The following is a 16,465-nucleotide window of genomic DNA, read 5'->3' on the forward strand; positions in this document are numbered from 1 at the left end:
TGCGCATGGGCCAGTCCGAAGGCCAGTACCGCATCGGTGGTCTGGCTGTGGCCGGTACGGCCCAGCGCTACGCGCGCGCGCGTGAACTGGCGCAGGCGTTGCCACGGGTCGACATCGGCGTTGGCAGGAGCGGCGGGAGGCGGGCGTCTGGCCGTCATCGGCTGCACCTTACAGGCTGTGGGCCATCTGCAGCAGCGGCTGGCGCGCGGCGGGCTCGAGCAGCCTGCCGCTTGCATCGGCAATGCCCATGCGCTGCAGCCAGGCCTCGAACTCCGGCGCGGGGCGCAGCCCCAGCACCTCGCGCAGGTACAGCGCATCGTGGAACGAGGTGCTCTGGTAGTTCAGCATGATGTCGTCGGCACCGGGCACGCCCATGATGAAATTGATGCCGGCCACGCCGAACAGCGTCAGCAGCGTGTCCATGTCGTCCTGGTCGGCCTCGGCATGGTTGGTGTAGCAGACGTCGCAGCCCATCGGCACCCCCATCAGCTTGCCGCAGAAGTGGTCTTCCAGACCGGCGCGGATGATCTGCTTGCCGTCGTACAGGTATTCGGGTCCGATAAAGCCCACCACCGTATTGACCAGCAGCGGCGAGAACGCGCGCGCCACCGCGTAGGCGCGCGCCTCCATGGTCTGCTGGTCGACGCCGTGGTGCGCATTGGCCGACAGCGCGCTGCCCTGCCCGGTCTCGAAGTACATCAGGTTGTCGCCAACGGTGCCCCGCGCCAGCGCCTGCGCGGCGTCGTGCGCCTCGGCCAGCAGCGACAGGCTGATGCCGAAGGCCGCATTGGCGCGCTCGCTGCCGGCCACGGACTGGAACACCAGGTCCACCGGCGCGCCCTGCCCGATCGCGCGCAGGGTGTTGGTGACATGGGTCAGCACGCAGGATTGCGTGGGAATGTCGAAGCGGCTGCGCAGCTCGTCGATCATGCGCAGCAGCGAGACGATGGCGCCCAGGTTGTCCGAAGCCGGGTTGACGCCGATGGTGGCATCGCCGCAGCCATAGAGCAGCCCGTCGATGATCGACGCGGCAATGCCCTTGGGATCGTCGGTCGGGTGGTTGGGCTGCAGCCGCACCGAGAGCCGGCCCGGCAGCCCCACCGTGCTGCGAAAGCGCGTCACCACCTGGCACTTGCGCGCCACCGCCACCAGGTCCTGGTTGCGCATCAGCTTGCTGACCGCGGCGGCCATCTCCGGGGTGACGCCCGGCGCCACCCGCGCCAGCGTGGCGCTGTCGGTTTCATGCAGCAGCAGCCAGTTGCGCAGGTCGCCCACGGTGGTGGCGCCGATGGCGGCAAAGGCCGCGCCATCGTGCCGGTCCAGGATCAGGCGCGTGACCTCGTCGTCCTCGTACGGCACCAGCGCCTCGGTCAGGAACTGCTTGAGCGGCACCTCCGCCAGCGCCAGCCGCGCGGCCATCCGCTCCTGCTCGCTGGCCGCGGCAACGCCCGCCAGCGCGTCGCCGGAGCGCGCCGGGCTGGCCCGGGCCAGCAGCGTGCGCAGGTCGGCAAAGACGTGGCGGTGGGTGCCGATGGTGTGGGTGTAGGCCATGCGTTCCGTTCCTGGACTCTGGGGAAAACGATGACAGCGGTGCGCCGGGCGCCTTGCCGGGCGCGATTCCCCCTAATATAGACAGCCTTTGCGTGTGCCGTGATGCCAACATCGCCTCAGCGCACACGGCCTGACTCAGGAACAACATCTGGATCAGCGAGAATTCAGAATAAATTTGAGCAAATTGCATGCCGGAGACCCCGATGAAAGACCCCGACCCGACCACCACCCCGCGCCTGCTGCCGGCTGCGTGGTACAGCGTCGGCACCGTCGCCTACCTGCTGACCGCCCTGGCGCTGTGGACCGTGCTCCACGCCAACCTGGTGGCGGCATTGCTGTCCGGGCTGCTGCTGTACTCGCTGGTGGACGTGCTGGCGCCGCGCCTGCAGCGCCTGCACCAGCGCCACGACGCGCTGGCCGTGGCCATCCTGTCGGCGCTGATCCTGCTGGGGCTGACGCTGGCGGGCTGGCTGCTGGTGCGCTTTGTCAGCGGCGAGGGCAATACCCTGGACGGGCTGCTCAACCATGTGGCCGACATCATCGACCGCTCGCGCGAGCAGATGCCGCCGTGGCTCAGCGATGCGCTGCCCAACGGCGTGGACGAACTGGCCAACACGCTGATCGAGACGCTGCGCGAGCATGCTGCGATGGCGCAGAAGCTGGGCGCCGAGGTGCTGCGCACGCTGGTGCATATCCTGATCGGGCTGGTGATCGGCGCGATGGTGGCGCTGTACCGCGCGGTGGCGCGGCCCAACCGCCGGCCGCTGGCCGCGGCGCTGGTGGCGCGCGCACGCACGCTGCAGCAGGCGTTCTCGCAGTTCATCTTCGCGCAGATCCAGATCTCCACCATCAACACCGTGCTGACGGCGATCTACCTGCTGCTGGTGCTGCCGCTCTTTGGCGTGCACCTGCCGCTGACCAAGACGCTGGTGGTGATCACCTTCATTGCCGGGCTGCTGCCGGTGCTGGGCAACCTGATTTCCAATACGGCCATCGTGGTGGCCTCGCTGTCGGTGTCACTGCCGATCGCGGTGGCGTCGCTGGTGTTCCTGGTGGTGATCCACAAGCTGGAGTACTTCCTGAACGCGCGCATCATCGGGGCGCGCATCCAGGCCGCGGCGTGGGAACTGCTGATGGTGATGCTGCTGATGGAAACGCTGTTCGGCATCCCGGGCGTGATCGCCGGACCGATCTTCTACGCCTACCTGAAGCGGGAACTGGCCGGCGCCGGGCTGATCTGAGTGCCGCAGCCGGCTCGCCGCGGCGGTGGTAGGACCAATGCCGGCTCAGGCGCCGTCCTGCTCCACCCGGCTGCGCACGAAGTCGATATGGGTCTGCATGGCGGTGCGCGCCTCTTCCGGGCGGCGCGCGCAAATCGCATCGCACAGCGTGCGGTGCTGCAGCAACAGCAGGTCTGACGCGCCGTCGTCCTGTTCGCGCAGGCCGGTGCCGTTGATGGTGATGTGCTCGCGAAGCATGCCGATCACGCTGGTATGCAGGTGCAGGAACATGGTGTTGTGCGAGGCCTGGGCGATGGCGTCATGCAGCTGCGCATCGGCATCGGCCTCTGCCTGCTTGTCGTCGGCGGCACGCGCGCGTTCCAGTTCAGCCATCAGGGCGCGGATGCGCTTGACGTCGGCGGCATCCGCGCGCAGCGCCGCAAAATACGCAGTCGCGCCCTCCAGCACGCGGCGGAATTCCAGGATGTCGTCGCGCAGCGCGGGGTGGTCGGCCACCAGCTGGCCCCAGGGCGAGGCAATGCCGGCGCGCAGCTGGTCGGTGGCGTAGACCCCGGCACCGCGCCGGCTCTGCAGCAGGCCACGCGCGGCCAGGCGCTGGATCGCCTCGCGCACGGTGTTGCGCGCCACCTCGTATTGCCCGGCCAGCACCCGTTCGGCCGGCAGCCGCGTGCCGGGCGGCCAGGTGCCGTCGAGCAGCGCGGTCTCGATCCGGCGCATGACCGACTCCACGCGTCCGCGGGTACGCCCGTGCCTTGCTGCCGCTGCCGTCATGCCGTGTGTCCTCGCTCCTGAGCTTGCGCGGGTCGCCGGGCAGATTGGTCCAACCAATTTGTAGCGCCGCGCGGAAGCGGGAATTATGCGCCGAAACGTGCGACCCCAGCACGTCCGGAGCGAGACATGAAGGTTCGTCAGTACCCCACCGGCCCTGCCTCCACGCAGGCCTACCTGTTTGCCACCTGCCTGGTCGACATGTTCGTGCCGCAGGCCGGCCTCGACGCCGTGCGGCTGCTTGAGCGCGAAGGGCTCACCGTGCACTTCCCGCGCGGCCAGAGTTGCTGCGGCCAGCCCGCCTACAGCAGCGGCAACCCCGACGCGGCCCGTTCGGTGGCGCGCGCCCAACTCGACCTGTTCAGCCAGCCCTGGCCGGTGATCGTGCCGTCGGGCTCGTGCGCGGGCATGATGCGCCACCACTGGCCGCAGCTCTTTGCCGACGATCCGGTGGCCGGCCCCAAGGCACTGGAACTGGCCGGGCGCATCTATGAGCTGGGCGAGTTCCTGCTGCATGTGCTGAAGGTGGACTTTGGCGATGCCGCAGTGGCGGGCCAGCCGCAGGAGCGCATCGTGCTGCATACCTCGTGCGGCGCCCGTCGAGAAATGGGTACGCGCCAGCACGGCGTGGCCCTGGTCGACGCGCTGCCGGGCGTGACCCGCGTGGAGCATGAACGCGAGTCAGAATGCTGCGGCTTCGGCGGCACCTTCTCGCTCAAGCATCCCGATATCTCCGGCGCCATGGTGCGCGACAAGGTGGCCTCGGCCTGCGCCACCGGCTGCGACCGGCTGGTCTCGGCCGACTGCGGCTGCCTGCTCAATATCGGCCATACCGCGGCGCATGACCGCGCCCCGCTGCAGGTGGAGCACCTGGCCACTTTCCTGTGGCGCCGTACCGGAGGTGCCGCATGAGCACGCCCGGCGCCCGCGAACGCATGCTCGGCCGGCTGCGCGCCGCCGCGCCTGCGCCTTCCCCAGGCACAGCGGAACTCGACCGCCGCATCGACGGCCATTTCGAAGCACGCCGGCACGGCACGCCAGCCGTTGGCGAACTGACCGGCGCGATGCAGGCGGCACTGCAAGGCCTGCATGCCGAGGTCTGGTGCGCCAGCGAGGCGGCCTGGCCCGCATTGCTGGCCACCGAGCTGGCCAATGCCGGCGTCAAGCGCCTGCTGCTTGATCCCGCCAGCCAGGCCGGTGCCGCGCTGGCGGCCGCCTTGCCGGCCCATATCGAAGCCATCGGCTACGACCGCCCGATCGAAGCCTGGAAGGCGGAACTGTTCGACAGCGTCGATGCCGGCTTCACCGTGGCGCGCTCCGGCATTGCCGCCACCGGCACGCTGGTGGTCGCGCCCGATGCCGGCTCGCCACGCACGGTGTCGCTGGTGCCGCCGCTGCATGTCGCGCTGGTGCGCGCCTCGACGCTGCACGCCGACCTGCATATGGCCGCGCGCACCGAACGCTGGTCCGACGGCATGCCGACCAACCTGGTGCTGATCTCCGGCCCGTCCAAGACCTCCGACATCCAGCAGACGCTGGCCTACGGCGCGCATGGTCCGCGCCGGCTGTGGGTCATCATCGAGACCGACACTGCGGAGGCCGGGCAATGAGCCAGCACGCACTGAATTTTGTTCCGCCGCAGGACTTCAAGTCACGCGCCCGCGAGGCGCTGGACGACCCCAAGCTGCGCCAGAGCTTCCGCGGCGCGATGGACTTCCTGCAGGGCAAGCGCCTGGCGCAGTTCCCTGACGCGGATGAGCTGGAACGCCTGCGCGACCTGGGCGAGGCCGTGCGCCAGCACGCGCTGGCCAACCTGCCGGACCTGCTGGTGCAGCTGGAGGCAACGCTCACCGCCGCTGGCGTGCAGGTGCACTGGGCCGAGAATGCCGACGAAGCCAACGCGATCATCCACCGCATCGCGGCATCGAAGCAGGCGCAGCGCGTGATCAAGGGCAAGTCGATGGCCAGCGAGGAGATCGAGCTGAACCATTACCTGGCCGAGCGCGGCGTGGACTGCATCGAGTCGGACATGGGCGAGTACATCGTCCAGCTGGCCGGCGAGAAGCCCTCGCATATCGTGATGCCGGCGATCCACAAGACCAAGGGCGATATCGCGCAGCTGTTCCAGGCGCATATCCCCGACACGCCCTATACCGAGGATGTCGACGCGCTGATCCAGACCGGCCGCCGTGCGCTGCGCCAGGCCTTTGTCGAAGCGGATATCGGCTTGTCCGGCGTGAACTTCGCCGCGGCCGACACCGGCACGCTGTGGCTGGTGGAGAACGAGGGCAACGGCAGGCTTTCCACCACCGTGCCCGACGTGCACATCGCCATCATGGGCATGGAGAAGGTCGTGGCCAGGCTGGAGCACATCGTGCCGCTGTCCACGCTGCTGACGCGCTCGGCCACCGGGCAGGCGATCACCACGTACTTCAACCTGATCTCCGGGCCGCGCCGCGCCGGCGAGCGCGACGGCCCGCGCGAGGTCCACCTGGTGCTGCTCGACAACGGCCGCACCCAGGCCTATGCCGACACGCAGCTGCGCGCCACGCTGCAATGCATCCGCTGCGGCGCGTGCATGAACCACTGCCCGGTCTACACGCGCATCGGCGGCCACGCCTACGGCACGACCTATCCCGGCCCCATCGGCAAGATCATCTCGCCGCACCTGCTGGGGCTGGACGCCACCGCCGACCTGGCCACCGCGTCGAGCCTGTGCGGCGCCTGCGGCGAGGTGTGCCCGGTGCGCATCCCGATTCCGCAATTGCTGGTGCGCCTGCGCACCGAGGCCAACCGCGATCCGGAAGAGCAGGTCGCCAACCCGCTGCGCGGCCAGGGCGCCAAGTACAGCCGCGGCGAGCACCTGGTGTGGCGCTTCTGGAGCGGCGCGTATTCGCACCCGGCGACGTACCGGTTGTTCCGCTGGGCCGCCACGCGGCTGCGCGCGCTGACGCCGTCGAAGCAGATGGGCTGGACGCAGCACCGCACGCCGCTGAAGCCGGCGGCAAAGAGCCTGGCGGATTTGCTGAAGGAGAAGGGGCAGCCGGAGTAGGCCTTCACGCAGTGCTTGCAAACAATACAAAGATTTCCCGAAACACCACCAAAGCAGGAGACTAACCGTGCAACCCTGGACCCAACTCTATACACCGCTGGGCAGCCTGTGGCTGTCGTCGCTGGCGGCAGCCATTCCCATCCTGTTCTTCTTCATTGCGCTGGCCGTCTGGCGCATGAAGGGCCATGTCGCCGCGGCCGTGACGCTGCTATTGGCGCTGGCCGTGGCGATCTTCGCCTATGGCATGCCCGCGCAGCAGGCGCTGGCCTCGGCCGGCTTCGGTTTTGCCTATGGGCTGTGGCCGATCGCGTGGATCATCGTGACCGCGGTATTCCTCTACAAGATCGTGGTCAAGACCGGCCAGTTCGACGTGATCCGCGCCTCGGTGCTGTCGATCACCGACGACCAGCGCCTGCAGATGCTGCTGATCGGCTTTGCCTTCGGCGCCTTCCTGGAAGGCGCGGCGGGCTTCGGCGCGCCGGTGGCGATCACCGCGGCGCTGCTGGTGGGCCTGGGCTTCAACCCGCTATATGCGGCGGGCCTGTGTCTGATCGCCAATACCGCGCCGGTGGCGTTCGGCGCAATGGGCATCCCCATCATCGTGGCGGGTCAGGTCACGGGCATCGATCCCTTCCATATCGGCGCCATGGCCGGCCGCCAGCTGCCGCTGCTGTCGTTGCTGGTGCCGTTCTGGCTGGTGTTCATGATGGACGGCGCCAAGGGCGTGCGCGAAACCTGGCCGGCGGCGCTGGTGTGCGGCGGCAGCTTTGCCGTGACGCAGTACTTCACGTCCAACCATATCGGGCCCGAGCTGCCGGACATCACCTCGGCGCTGGTCAGCCTGGTGTCGCTGGCCGCGTTCCTGAAGGTATGGCAGCCGCGCAGCGCGTCGCAGCGTGCCGGCGGCAATGTCAGCGGCGGCACCGTCGCGCTGGCGGGCTTCGGCGGCGGTTTCGGCAGTGCGATGTCCAGCCGCAAGGCTTCGCCCTACACCCTGGCGCAGACGCTGCGCGCGTGGGCGCCGTTCGGCATCCTGACCGCGGTCGTCACGGTGTGGAGCCTGCAGCCGTTCAAGGCGCTGTTTGCCGCCAACGGCGCCATGGCGGGCACGGTGCTGAAGTTCAAGATCCCGGGGCTGGACCAGATGGTGATCAAGGCCGCGCCGATCGTGGCCACGCCCAAGGCCTATGACGCGGTGCTGAAGCTCGACCTGCTCTCCGCCGTCGGCACCGCCATCCTGCTGACCGCGCTGATCTCGGCGGTGCTGCTGCGCATGAAGCCGCGCACGCTGCTGGCCACCTTTGCCGAGACCCTGGTGGAACTGGCGCGCCCGGTGCTGTCGATCGGCCTGGTGCTGGCGTTCGCCTTTGTCGCCAACTACTCCGGCATGTCGTCGACACTGGCACTGCTGCTGGCCGGCACCGGCGCGGCCTTCCCGTTCTTCTCGCCGTTCCTGGGCTGGCTGGGGGTGTTCCTGACTGGCTCTGACACTTCGTCCAACGCGCTCTTCTGCGCGCTGCAGAACACCACGGCGCATCAGATCGGCGTGTCGGACACACTGCTGGTCGCCGCCAACACCACCGGCGGCGTCACGGCCAAGATGATTTCGCCGCAATCCATCGCCGTGGCCTGCGCGGCGACCGGGCTGGTGGGCAAGGAGTCGGAGCTGTTCCGCTTCACGGTCAAGCACAGCCTGCTGTTTGCCGTGATCATCGGCATCATGACGGTGGTGCAGGCTTACCTGTTGCCGGGGATGATCCCGGGCTGACGCCTAAGCATCACCGATTGTGTGCTCCCTCTCCCGCGTGCGGGAGAGGGTTGGGGTGAGGGCCAGATTTTCCACGAAGCTCAGGCCGTTGGTATGCCACCGCCTGCCCTCACCCCCTGCCCCTCTCCCGCAAGCGGGAGAGGGGAGCAAACCAGCGGTGCGAGCCGGCCACGTCGCGCCTATTCGAGGAAGTCGTTCCCCTCGGTGAGCGGCGCATACCTGTACGTCGCCGGCGTCCGGCTCAGCTTGATCGGCGCACCCAGCCCCTGGTAGCCACCCTCCATCTCCACCACCATCTCGCGGTGCTGCGTATGCGGATGCTGCAAGGCATCGGCCACTGACAGCACCGGCGCGCAGGGCACGCCCGCGGCCACCAGCTCGTCGGCCAGCACCTTGCCATCGAACTCGCACAGCCTGGCTTCCAGTTCCGCCTTCAGCGCAACGCGGTTCACCGAGCGCGCGCCCGCCGTGGCATAGCGCTCGTCATCGGCCAGCGCAGGCAGCCGCAGGTGCTCGCACAGGATGCGGAACTGCCGGTCGTTGCCCACCGCCAGGAAGATCGGGTCCGTGGCGGTCGCCACCGTGTCGTACGGATAGATGTTGGGATGCGCATTGCCGGTGCGCTGTGGCGTCTTGCCGCTCATGAACCAGTTGGCCGCATGCGGATGCAGCAGCGACAGGCCGGAGTCATAGAGCGCGGCCTCGACGAACTGGCCGCGCCCGCTGCGCGCGCGCTCCTGCAGTGCCAGCAGCACGCCGATCACGGCGTTCAGGCCGGTCACCATGTCCACCACCGGCAAACCCACGCGCAGCGGATCGCCATCGGCCTCGCCGTTGATGCTCATGATGCCTGACATGGCCTGGATGGCGGCGTCGTAGCCGGGCAGGCCGCCCAGCGGGCCATCGGCGCCGAAGCCGGACACGCGGCAATGGACCAGCCGCGGGAAGCGCGCGGACAGTGTATCGTAGCCCAGCCCCCACTTCTCCATGGTGCCGGTCTTGAAGTTCTCGACCAGCACGTCGGCCTCGGCCAGCAGCGCAAGCAGGACCTCACGATCGGCCTCGGCGGTCAGGTCCAGCCGCATCACTCGCTTGTTGCGGTTCAGGCCGAAGTAGTAAGAGGCCACGCCGTCCTTGAACGGCGGCCCCCAGGTGCGGGTGTCGTCGCCTTGCGGCGGTTCGATCTTGAGCACGTCGGCACCATGGTCGCCCAGGATCTGGCCGCAGTATGGGCCGCCCAGGATGCGCGACAGGTCGACCACGCGGATGCCGGCGAGCGCGCCGGGGCTGGTTTGGGTCATGGCTGGTTTTCCTGTGCGGTTCAGTCAAGCTGGGCGCCGGACTTCTGCACCACGGCGCGCCACTTGCCGACCTCGGCCTTGACGAAGCCGCCAAGCTGCTCGGGCGTGGTCGACGGCGCGAACTCCAGGCCCTGCGCCTGCAGGGTCTTGCGCACCTCGGGCTGCTTGAGCGCATCGGCAAAGGCACGGTTGAGCTTGCCGATCACTTCGGGCGGCGTGCCGGCGGGTGCGACCACGCCGAAGAACACCGATACATCGAAGCCTGGCACGCCCTGCTCGGCCACGGTCGGCACATCCGGCAGTGCCTGCGAGCGCGCCTTGGTGGTGACGCCCAGCGCGCGCACCTTGCCGCTCTTGATGAAGGGCATCGCGGTCAGCACGTCGGTGAAGGTCATGCTGACCTGCCCGCCCAGCAGGTCGTTCAGCGCGGGGCCGGTGCCCTTGTACGGGATGTGCTGGAAATCGGTGCCGGTGACGTTGTTGAACAGCACCCCGGCCAGGTGCGACGACGCGCCGTTGCCGGACGAGGCATAGGTCAGCTTGCCCGGGTGCGCCTTGCCATAGGCGATCAGCTCCGTGACGTTCTTCGCCGGCACGGACGGGTTGACCACCAGCACATTGGGCAGCTGGCCGATCTGGATCACCGGCGCAAAGCTCTTGACCGGGTCGTAGTTGATCTTGCGGTACAGGCTGACGTTGATCGCCAGCGGCGCCGAAGTGCCGAACATCAGCGTGTAGCCGTCGGGCTCGGCGCGCGCCACCACCTCGGCGCCGATATTGCCGCCGGCGCCGGCGCGGTTTTCCACCACCACCGGCTGGCCCAGGCTAGTCTTGAGCGCGGCGGCAAGCGTGCGCGCCATGGCATCGGTGGGGCCGCCCGGCGGGTAGGTGACGACCATCATGATCGGCTTGGACGGAAAGTCCTTCTGCGCGAAGGCGGGGGCAATACAGAGCGAGCAGGCGGCGATGGCCGCTACGCGGTGCCAGAGTTTCATGGCGTTGTCTCCTGGGTATAGGACGTCTCCCGCTGGTGGCGGGATGGTGTTGCGGAGGGATTGGTGCCGGATGTGGATCCGGTCAGAACACGTTGACATGGTCGACCGCGCCGGCGGCGCGCACGGTGCCGTCAGCCGGCGCGACGGTCTCGGCCAGCCACTCGGGCTCGGCCTGTGCGGCCAGCGGATCCTGCGGCAGCACGCGGTGGCGCAACACCAGCTGCGCCAGCCGCATGCGGCGCACCGAGCCGATGCGCCCGGCCTCCCAAGCCATCGCCACCGCGCTGGTGACGTGGTACAGCGCCGAGGCCGCCTGGCGCGCCAGCAGTTCGCCGTCGGCGCCGGCATCAGCGGCTTGCGCGGCCAGCTTCGCCGCAGCGGCGATGGCGCCTTCGAACACGGCACGCGCCGCCGCATGCATCGGCGTATCGGCCAGCAGGCCGGCCAGGTGCGCCTGCAGCACCGGCAGCGCGCCTTCGCGGCGGACCGCGCGCAGCACGTCGAGCGCGACGATATTGCTGGTGCCTTCCCAGATCGAGCCGAGATGGGCATCGCGCACCAGGCGAGGATCGCTCCATTCCTCGATATAGCCGCAGCCACCGCGAATCTCCATGGCGTCGCCGGTGACCTTGCGCGCGTCGCGGCAGGCGCGGAACTTGATCAGCGGCGTCAGGATGCGCATCAGCGGGTAGGCGTCGGCCTCGCCGGCATCGGCGCGGCGCAGTGCCTCGGCGGTCTGGAACACCATGGTGCGCGCCTGCTCGGTGGGCAGGGTCAGCTTGAGCAGCTGGCGGCGCATCAGCGGCATGTCCTGCAGGCGCTTGCCGAAGGCCTGGCGCTCGCGCGCGATGAACAGGCCCTCGGTCAGCGCGCGGCGCATCAGGCCGGCGGCGCGCACGCCGTTGGACAGGCGCGAGTTGTTGATCATGTCGGCCATCTGCACGAAGCCGCGGCCGGGTTCGCCGACCAGCCAGGCATGGGCGCCTTCCAGCCGGATCTCGCCGCTGGCCATCGAGCGCGTGCCCAGCTTGTCCTTCAGGCGAATGATGCGGTAGTGGTTGTCGCTGCCATCGGCCAGCTTGCGCGGCAGCAGGAACAGCGACACGCCCTTGTGGCCCGGCACGGCGTTGCCGGCCTCATCCTCCACGCGGGCCAGCACCATCGCCAGCGCGGCATCGGGGTTGGAGCAGAACCACTTGTCGCCCAGCAGGCGCCAGCCGCCCTCGGCCGAAGCGTCGCGCACCGCGCGGGTGGCAGTGGCGGCGACGTCGGAGCCGGCGCCTTGTTCGGTCATGAACATCGCGCCCTGGTAGAGATCGTCGAAGACTTGCGTAGTCAGGTTGGGCAGGAAGCGCTCGACCAGCGCCGGGTCGCCGAACTTGCGCAGCGTGCGCGTCAGCGAATCGGTCATCGACAGCGGGCAGCACAGGCCGAACTCGGCCTGCACAAACAGATATGTGAGTGCATACTTAGCCGCTGGCGGCATGGGCTTGTCCCAGCCCAGCACCCCGCCGCGGTGCGACGCCGCCGCCAGGCCGAATTCGGCAAAGGCCACGCGCTCCATCTCCACATAGGCCGGATGCTTGTCGATGCGCTGCGCATCCACGCCCGCGCGGGTACGGTAGGTGAGTTCGGGGGGATGGCGGTCGGCCACGCCGGCCAGTTCGTCGAGCACGCCGCCGGCCAGCGCACCCATGCGCTCCAGGTGCGGCAGCAGGTGGTTGAACAGGTCGGACGGCAGGTAGAGCGGCAGCAGCGCGCGCAAGTACGGGTCGGCGGCAAGCAGGCTGCCGCCCTGGCGGTCGGGTACCGGGTGGGCAGCGGCCGGTGCGGCGGATTGGGCTTGAAGTGTGGTGTCGCGCACGGCGCTGGACGGCATGGCTGGTCTCCTGGAATTGGCTGGTGCCGACTTGCGGCCCCTTTGGCCTCCATTATTGGAACCGCAAAGATTCGCGTCTAATTCTAAAATTGGCTTGATCAATATAATTTCTGTATCGCCATGGAATTCCGCCACCTGCGTTACTTCCTCGTGCTGGCCGAGGAACTGCACTTCGGCCGGGCCGCGCGCCGGCTTGCCATTTCCCAGCCGCCGCTGTCGCTCAATATCCAGCAGCTGGAGGCCTCGGTCGGGGCGCGGCTGTTCGACCGCGACAGCCGCGGGGTGCGGCTGACCGCGGCCGGGCGCGCCTTCCGCGAATCGGCCACGGCGCTGCTGGCGCAGGCCGAGGCGGCGCGGGTGCTGGCACGCGAGATCGAGGCGGGCGCGGTCGGGCGGCTGCGGGTGGGCTTTGTCGGCTCGATGCTGTATCGCGGGCTGCCGCAGACGCTGCGCGCGTTCCAGGCGGCCTATCCCGGCATCCAGGTGGCGCTGACCGAACTCAACTCACAGGAGCAGATCGACGCGCTGCTGCACGACGAGCTCGACGCCGCCTTTATCCACAGCGGCCGCGTGCCGGATACGCTGCAGGCAACGCTGGTGCACAGCGAGCCCTTTGTCTGCTGCCTGCCGGCCGACCATGCGCTGGCCGCGCTGCCGGAGTTGCCGCTGGCGGCATTGCGCGGCGAGCCGTTCGTGCTGTTCTCGCGCAAGGCCTCGCCGGACTACTACAGCCGTATCTTCGACATGTGCGCGGCGCAGGGCTTCTACCCGCAGATCCGGCATGAAGTCCGGCACTGGCTGTCGGTGGTGTCGCTGGTGTCGCAGGGAATGGGCGTGGCGGTGGTGCCGGCGGCGCTGGCGCGCTCCGGCATGGCCGGGGCCGCGTTCCGGCCGCTGGCAGACGCGGCGGTGCGCTCAGAGGTCTACTGCGCGTGGAAGACGGCGCCGGACCATCCGGCGCGCGACCATTTCGTCGGCACGGTGCGGGAGATGACAGCCGCCGCCAAGGGCAGCCCCAAAGAAAAAGCCACCGGTCCATAGACCGATGGCTTGGAAGTACGCGTGGAACGGGGTGTTCAGCGTGCTTGGAGCTTAACCCTGCCCGCTTACGGCATCCAATAACGCAAATGTAGTAATTGATCGGCGCTGCAGGAAGCTGGCTGCATTCGGCTTCGCAAAGCCGAACTGTGATGCATCGGGCTGAATTCATGCGCAGCCTTCTACACTTGCGTCCAATATTGTCGCCAAATGTCCACACATTGCCACGCGCTCGTATCGCGGCGCAGCGCGACCCGCCGCCTACACCACCAACCTCGATACCGCCACGCTGGGAAACGTTGCCTAGCCAGCATTACCCGCCCGCGCACCCCCAGCCACCCATACCCCGAGCGGTTATCATTTGCCTCCTGCGGCGCAATGACGCGGCAGCGGGCCGGCGTGCCCGCCCTTTGAGGGGCAACGTCATGCCTCATTTACGATACAATGAAAACGATTTTCATTTACACACCCCGGCGCGGTCGCGCTGACCGCTTGGCGGCAGACCGCGCCACGGACTGGAAGCATGATGCGGTTGTCTGAACTTCCACGGCGCACCCCCGCCGTTGTGCAATCGGTGGACGACGCCACCCCGGGAGACCCGGTCGCGCGCCGCCTGCGCGAACTGGGCTTCGTCCCCGGTGAAGCCGTGCAGATCATCGCCTACGGCCCCTTCGGCATGGATCCGCTGGTGGCACAGGTAGGCTTCACCCGCTTTGCGCTGCGCCGCTCGGAAGCGGCACGCATCGGCGTAGAGGTCGCCAGCGCCTCGGTCACCAGCATCGCCCCCGCCACGCAGGGCGGCGACCAGACCGCCAAACCGTCCGCAAAACGGACTGCCTGAGCCTTCCCCCCGGATTATGTCTGCAGCTCCTTCCACTTCTGCCCTGCGCATTGCGCTGGTCGGCAATCCCAATTGCGGCAAGACCGCACTGTTCAACCGCCTGACCGGCAGCCGCCAGAAGGTGGCCAACTATGCGGGCGTGACCGTCGAGCGCAAGGAAGGCTACTTCGTGTCGCCGGCCGGGCGCCAGGTGCGCATCCTGGACCTGCCGGGCGCCTACAGCCTGCACGCGGCCAGCCTCGATGAAGCCATCACGCGCGATGTCTGCCTGGGCATGCGCGCCGGCGAGCAGCGCCCGGACCTGCTGGTGTCGGTGGTCGATGCGACCAACCTGCGCCTGCACCTGCGCTTCGTGCTGGAACTGCGCCGCCTGGGCCTGCCCATGGTGGTGGTGCTCAATATGAGCGACGCCGCCGCGCGGCGCGGCATCCAGATCGACCGCGACAAGCTGTCGGCCGCGCTCGGCGTGCCGGTGGTCAGCACCGTGGCGGTGAAGCACGACGGCGCCGCGGCGCTGGTCAGCCTGCTCGACGACAACCTGCCGCCGGCCCCCCCGGCCACGCCGGAACCCGCCAACGACATTGACGTGCATGCCGAGGTCAACCGCCTGCTGGCGGCCGCGGTCAGCATGCCGGCGCGCACCGCCGCGCTGGATGACCGCCTCGACCGCATCGTGCTGCATCCGGTGATCGGCCTGCTGCTGCTGGCAGTGCTGCTGTTCCTGATGTTCCAGGCGGTGTTCTCGTGGGCCGAGCCGTTGATGGACGGCATCGAGGGCGGCGTGCACTGGGCCGGCGAGATGCTGGGCGCGTACCTGCCCGACGGCATGCTCAAGAGCCTGCTGGTCGACGGCCTGGTCGCAGGCCTGGGCAGCGTGGTGGTGTTCCTGCCGCAGATCCTGATCCTGTTTCTGTTCATCCTGACGCTGGAGGAATCCGGCTACCTGCCGCGCGCGGCCTTCCTGCTGGACCGCCTGATGATGGGCGCGGGGCTGTCGGGGCGCTCGTTCATCCCGCTGCTGTCCAGCTTTGCCTGCGCCATCCCCGGCATCATGGCCACGCGCACCATCCAGGACCCGCGCGACCGGCTCACCACCATCCTGGTGGCGCCGCTGATGACCTGCTCGGCACGGCTGCCGGTGTATGCGCTGCTGATCGGCGCCTTCATCCCCGAGCGCACCGTGATGGGCCTGTTCAACCTGCAGGGGCTGGTGCTGTTCGCGCTGTACGTGGCGGGCATCGTCAGCGCGCTGGTGGTGGCCTACGCGCTCAAGTTCTTCCGCCGCGACCGCACCGACCATCCGCTGCTGATGGAGCTGCCGTCGTACCGCATCCCCAATCCGCGCGACGTGGCCATCGGCCTGTGGGAGCGTGCCCGCATCTTCCTGTCGCGGGTGGGCAAGGTGATCCTGGCGCTGACGGTGCTGCTGTGGTTCCTGTCGACCTTCCCGTCCGCGCCCGTGGGCGCGACCGCGCCGGCCATCGACTACAGCTTTGCGGGCATGATCGGCCATGCGCTGCAGAAGGTGTTCGCACCGGTGGGCTTCAACTGGCAGATCTGCATCGCGCTGGTGCCGGGCCTGGCCGCGCGCGAAGTGGCGGTGGGCGCGCTGGCAACGGTCTACGCGCTGTCAGGCAGTGAAGAGACCGTGGCCACGCAGCTGGCGCCGATGATCGCCGCGCAATGGTCGCTGGCGACCGCGCTGTCGCTGCTGGCCTGGTACGTGTTCGCACCGCAGTGCATCTCCACGCTGGCAGTGATCCGGCGCGAGACCGACTCGTGGAAGGTGATGGCGCTGTCGGCGGCCTACCTGACCGGGCTGGCCTACCTGGCGGCCTTCGTGACCTACCGCGTCGCGCTGATGTTCAGCTGAGGCACCACGCCGCCATGACCCTCTACCACGCCATCGAAACGCTGCTGGTCCCGCTGATCGTGCTGGCGTGCGCGGTGTCGGTGATCGCGCGCTACGCGCCGCGCACGCGTGAGCGCGTCAAGGCGGCGCTGGCCGCGCGCCTGGGCGGCAGCGCCGCC

14 protein-coding genes and 1 pseudogene are annotated in these 16,465 nt (G+C 68.7%); 9 read left to right on the forward strand and 6 right to left on the reverse strand.

Features of this window, described 5'->3' with window-relative positions:
- Both CF68_RS38420 and CF68_RS16940 read right to left on the reverse strand, forming a co-directional pair.
- Positions 1-158, reverse strand: a pseudogene (locus tag CF68_RS38420) (ethanolamine ammonia-lyase light chain EutC); the annotation flags it as partial.
- 10 nt (positions 159-168) lie between these two features.
- Positions 169-1,551 carry an ethanolamine ammonia-lyase subunit EutB gene (locus tag CF68_RS16940; protein WP_035820812.1) on the reverse strand — a complete coding sequence of 461 codons (1,383 nt, stop codon included), beginning with the start codon at positions 1,549-1,551 and terminating at the stop codon, positions 169-171.
- A gap of 203 nt (positions 1,552-1,754) precedes the next feature.
- Here CF68_RS16940 and CF68_RS16945 point away from each other — a divergent pair, with 203 nt between their 5' ends.
- Positions 1,755-2,792, forward strand: coding sequence for an AI-2E family transporter (locus CF68_RS16945; protein ID WP_035820814.1), 1,038 nt, complete (start codon positions 1,755-1,757; stop codon positions 2,790-2,792).
- A gap of 45 nt (positions 2,793-2,837) precedes the next feature.
- Here CF68_RS16945 and CF68_RS16950 read toward each other — a convergent pair whose 3' ends face one another.
- The gene (locus tag CF68_RS16950) at positions 2,838-3,509 is read right to left on the reverse strand and encodes a FadR/GntR family transcriptional regulator (RefSeq protein ID WP_010814059.1); all 672 of its coding nucleotides are present in this window, start codon (positions 3,507-3,509) and stop codon (positions 2,838-2,840) included.
- Between the two features lie 180 nt (positions 3,510-3,689).
- Between CF68_RS16950 and CF68_RS16955 the strand changes: the two genes are divergently transcribed.
- The 4 genes from CF68_RS16955 to CF68_RS16970 all read left to right on the forward strand — a co-directional run bounded on the left by CF68_RS16955 (position 3,690) and on the right by CF68_RS16970 (position 8,380).
- Complete coding sequence (locus CF68_RS16955) at positions 3,690-4,472, forward strand: (Fe-S)-binding protein (RefSeq protein WP_035820817.1); 783 nt, start codon at positions 3,690-3,692, stop codon at positions 4,470-4,472.
- Positions 4,469-5,170, forward strand: coding sequence for an LUD domain-containing protein (locus tag CF68_RS16960; protein WP_035820819.1), 702 nt, complete (start codon positions 4,469-4,471; stop codon positions 5,168-5,170). The genes CF68_RS16955 and CF68_RS16960 overlap by 4 nt, the downstream gene beginning before the upstream one ends.
- On the forward strand, positions 5,167-6,612 hold the full coding sequence (locus CF68_RS16965; RefSeq protein WP_035820822.1) for a LutB/LldF family L-lactate oxidation iron-sulfur protein: 1,446 nt from the start codon (positions 5,167-5,169) through the stop codon (positions 6,610-6,612). Before CF68_RS16960 ends, CF68_RS16965 begins: the two co-directional genes overlap by 4 nt.
- A gap of 67 nt (positions 6,613-6,679) precedes the next feature.
- Positions 6,680-8,380: a lactate permease LctP family transporter gene (locus CF68_RS16970; protein ID WP_035820824.1), complete on the forward strand. Its 1,701-nt coding sequence runs from the start codon at positions 6,680-6,682 to the stop codon at positions 8,378-8,380.
- Between the two features lie 179 nt (positions 8,381-8,559).
- On the opposite strand, the gene CF68_RS16975 is transcribed toward CF68_RS16970, so the two are convergent.
- The 3 genes from CF68_RS16975 to CF68_RS16985 form a co-directional block, all read right to left on the reverse strand.
- Positions 8,560-9,681, reverse strand: coding sequence for a CaiB/BaiF CoA-transferase family protein (locus CF68_RS16975; protein WP_035820826.1), 1,122 nt, complete (start codon positions 9,679-9,681; stop codon positions 8,560-8,562).
- Positions 9,682-9,701: 20 nt separating this feature from the next.
- Positions 9,702-10,676, reverse strand: coding sequence for a tripartite tricarboxylate transporter substrate binding protein (locus CF68_RS16980; RefSeq protein WP_013951795.1), 975 nt, complete (start codon positions 10,674-10,676; stop codon positions 9,702-9,704).
- A gap of 82 nt (positions 10,677-10,758) precedes the next feature.
- On the reverse strand, positions 10,759-12,555 hold the full coding sequence (locus CF68_RS16985) for an acyl-CoA dehydrogenase family protein (RefSeq protein WP_035820828.1): 1,797 nt from the start codon (positions 12,553-12,555) through the stop codon (positions 10,759-10,761).
- Between the two features lie 120 nt (positions 12,556-12,675).
- Between CF68_RS16985 and CF68_RS16990 the strand changes: the two genes are divergently transcribed.
- From CF68_RS16990 to CF68_RS39170, 4 genes are all read left to right on the forward strand, one after another.
- Positions 12,676-13,596 carry a LysR substrate-binding domain-containing protein gene (locus tag CF68_RS16990; RefSeq protein ID WP_035820830.1) on the forward strand — a complete coding sequence of 307 codons (921 nt, stop codon included), beginning with the start codon at positions 12,676-12,678 and terminating at the stop codon, positions 13,594-13,596.
- Between the two features lie 523 nt (positions 13,597-14,119).
- Positions 14,120-14,434, forward strand: a complete 315-nt coding sequence (locus CF68_RS16995) for a FeoA family protein (protein ID WP_035820831.1) — start codon at positions 14,120-14,122, stop codon at positions 14,432-14,434.
- A 16-nt stretch (positions 14,435-14,450) separates the two neighbouring features.
- The gene (feoB, locus tag CF68_RS17000; RefSeq protein WP_035820834.1) at positions 14,451-16,307 is read left to right on the forward strand and encodes a ferrous iron transport protein B; all 1,857 of its coding nucleotides are present in this window, start codon (positions 14,451-14,453) and stop codon (positions 16,305-16,307) included.
- Between the two features lie 14 nt (positions 16,308-16,321).
- Positions 16,322-16,465: DUF6587 family protein (locus CF68_RS39170; RefSeq protein WP_035820836.1), on the forward strand; the 144-nt coding region annotated here is incomplete at its 3' end.

The sequence above is a fragment of the Cupriavidus sp. SK-4 genome (genome assembly GCF_000611125.1).
GTDB classification, from domain to species: Bacteria; Pseudomonadota; Gammaproteobacteria; order Burkholderiales; family Burkholderiaceae; genus Cupriavidus; species Cupriavidus necator.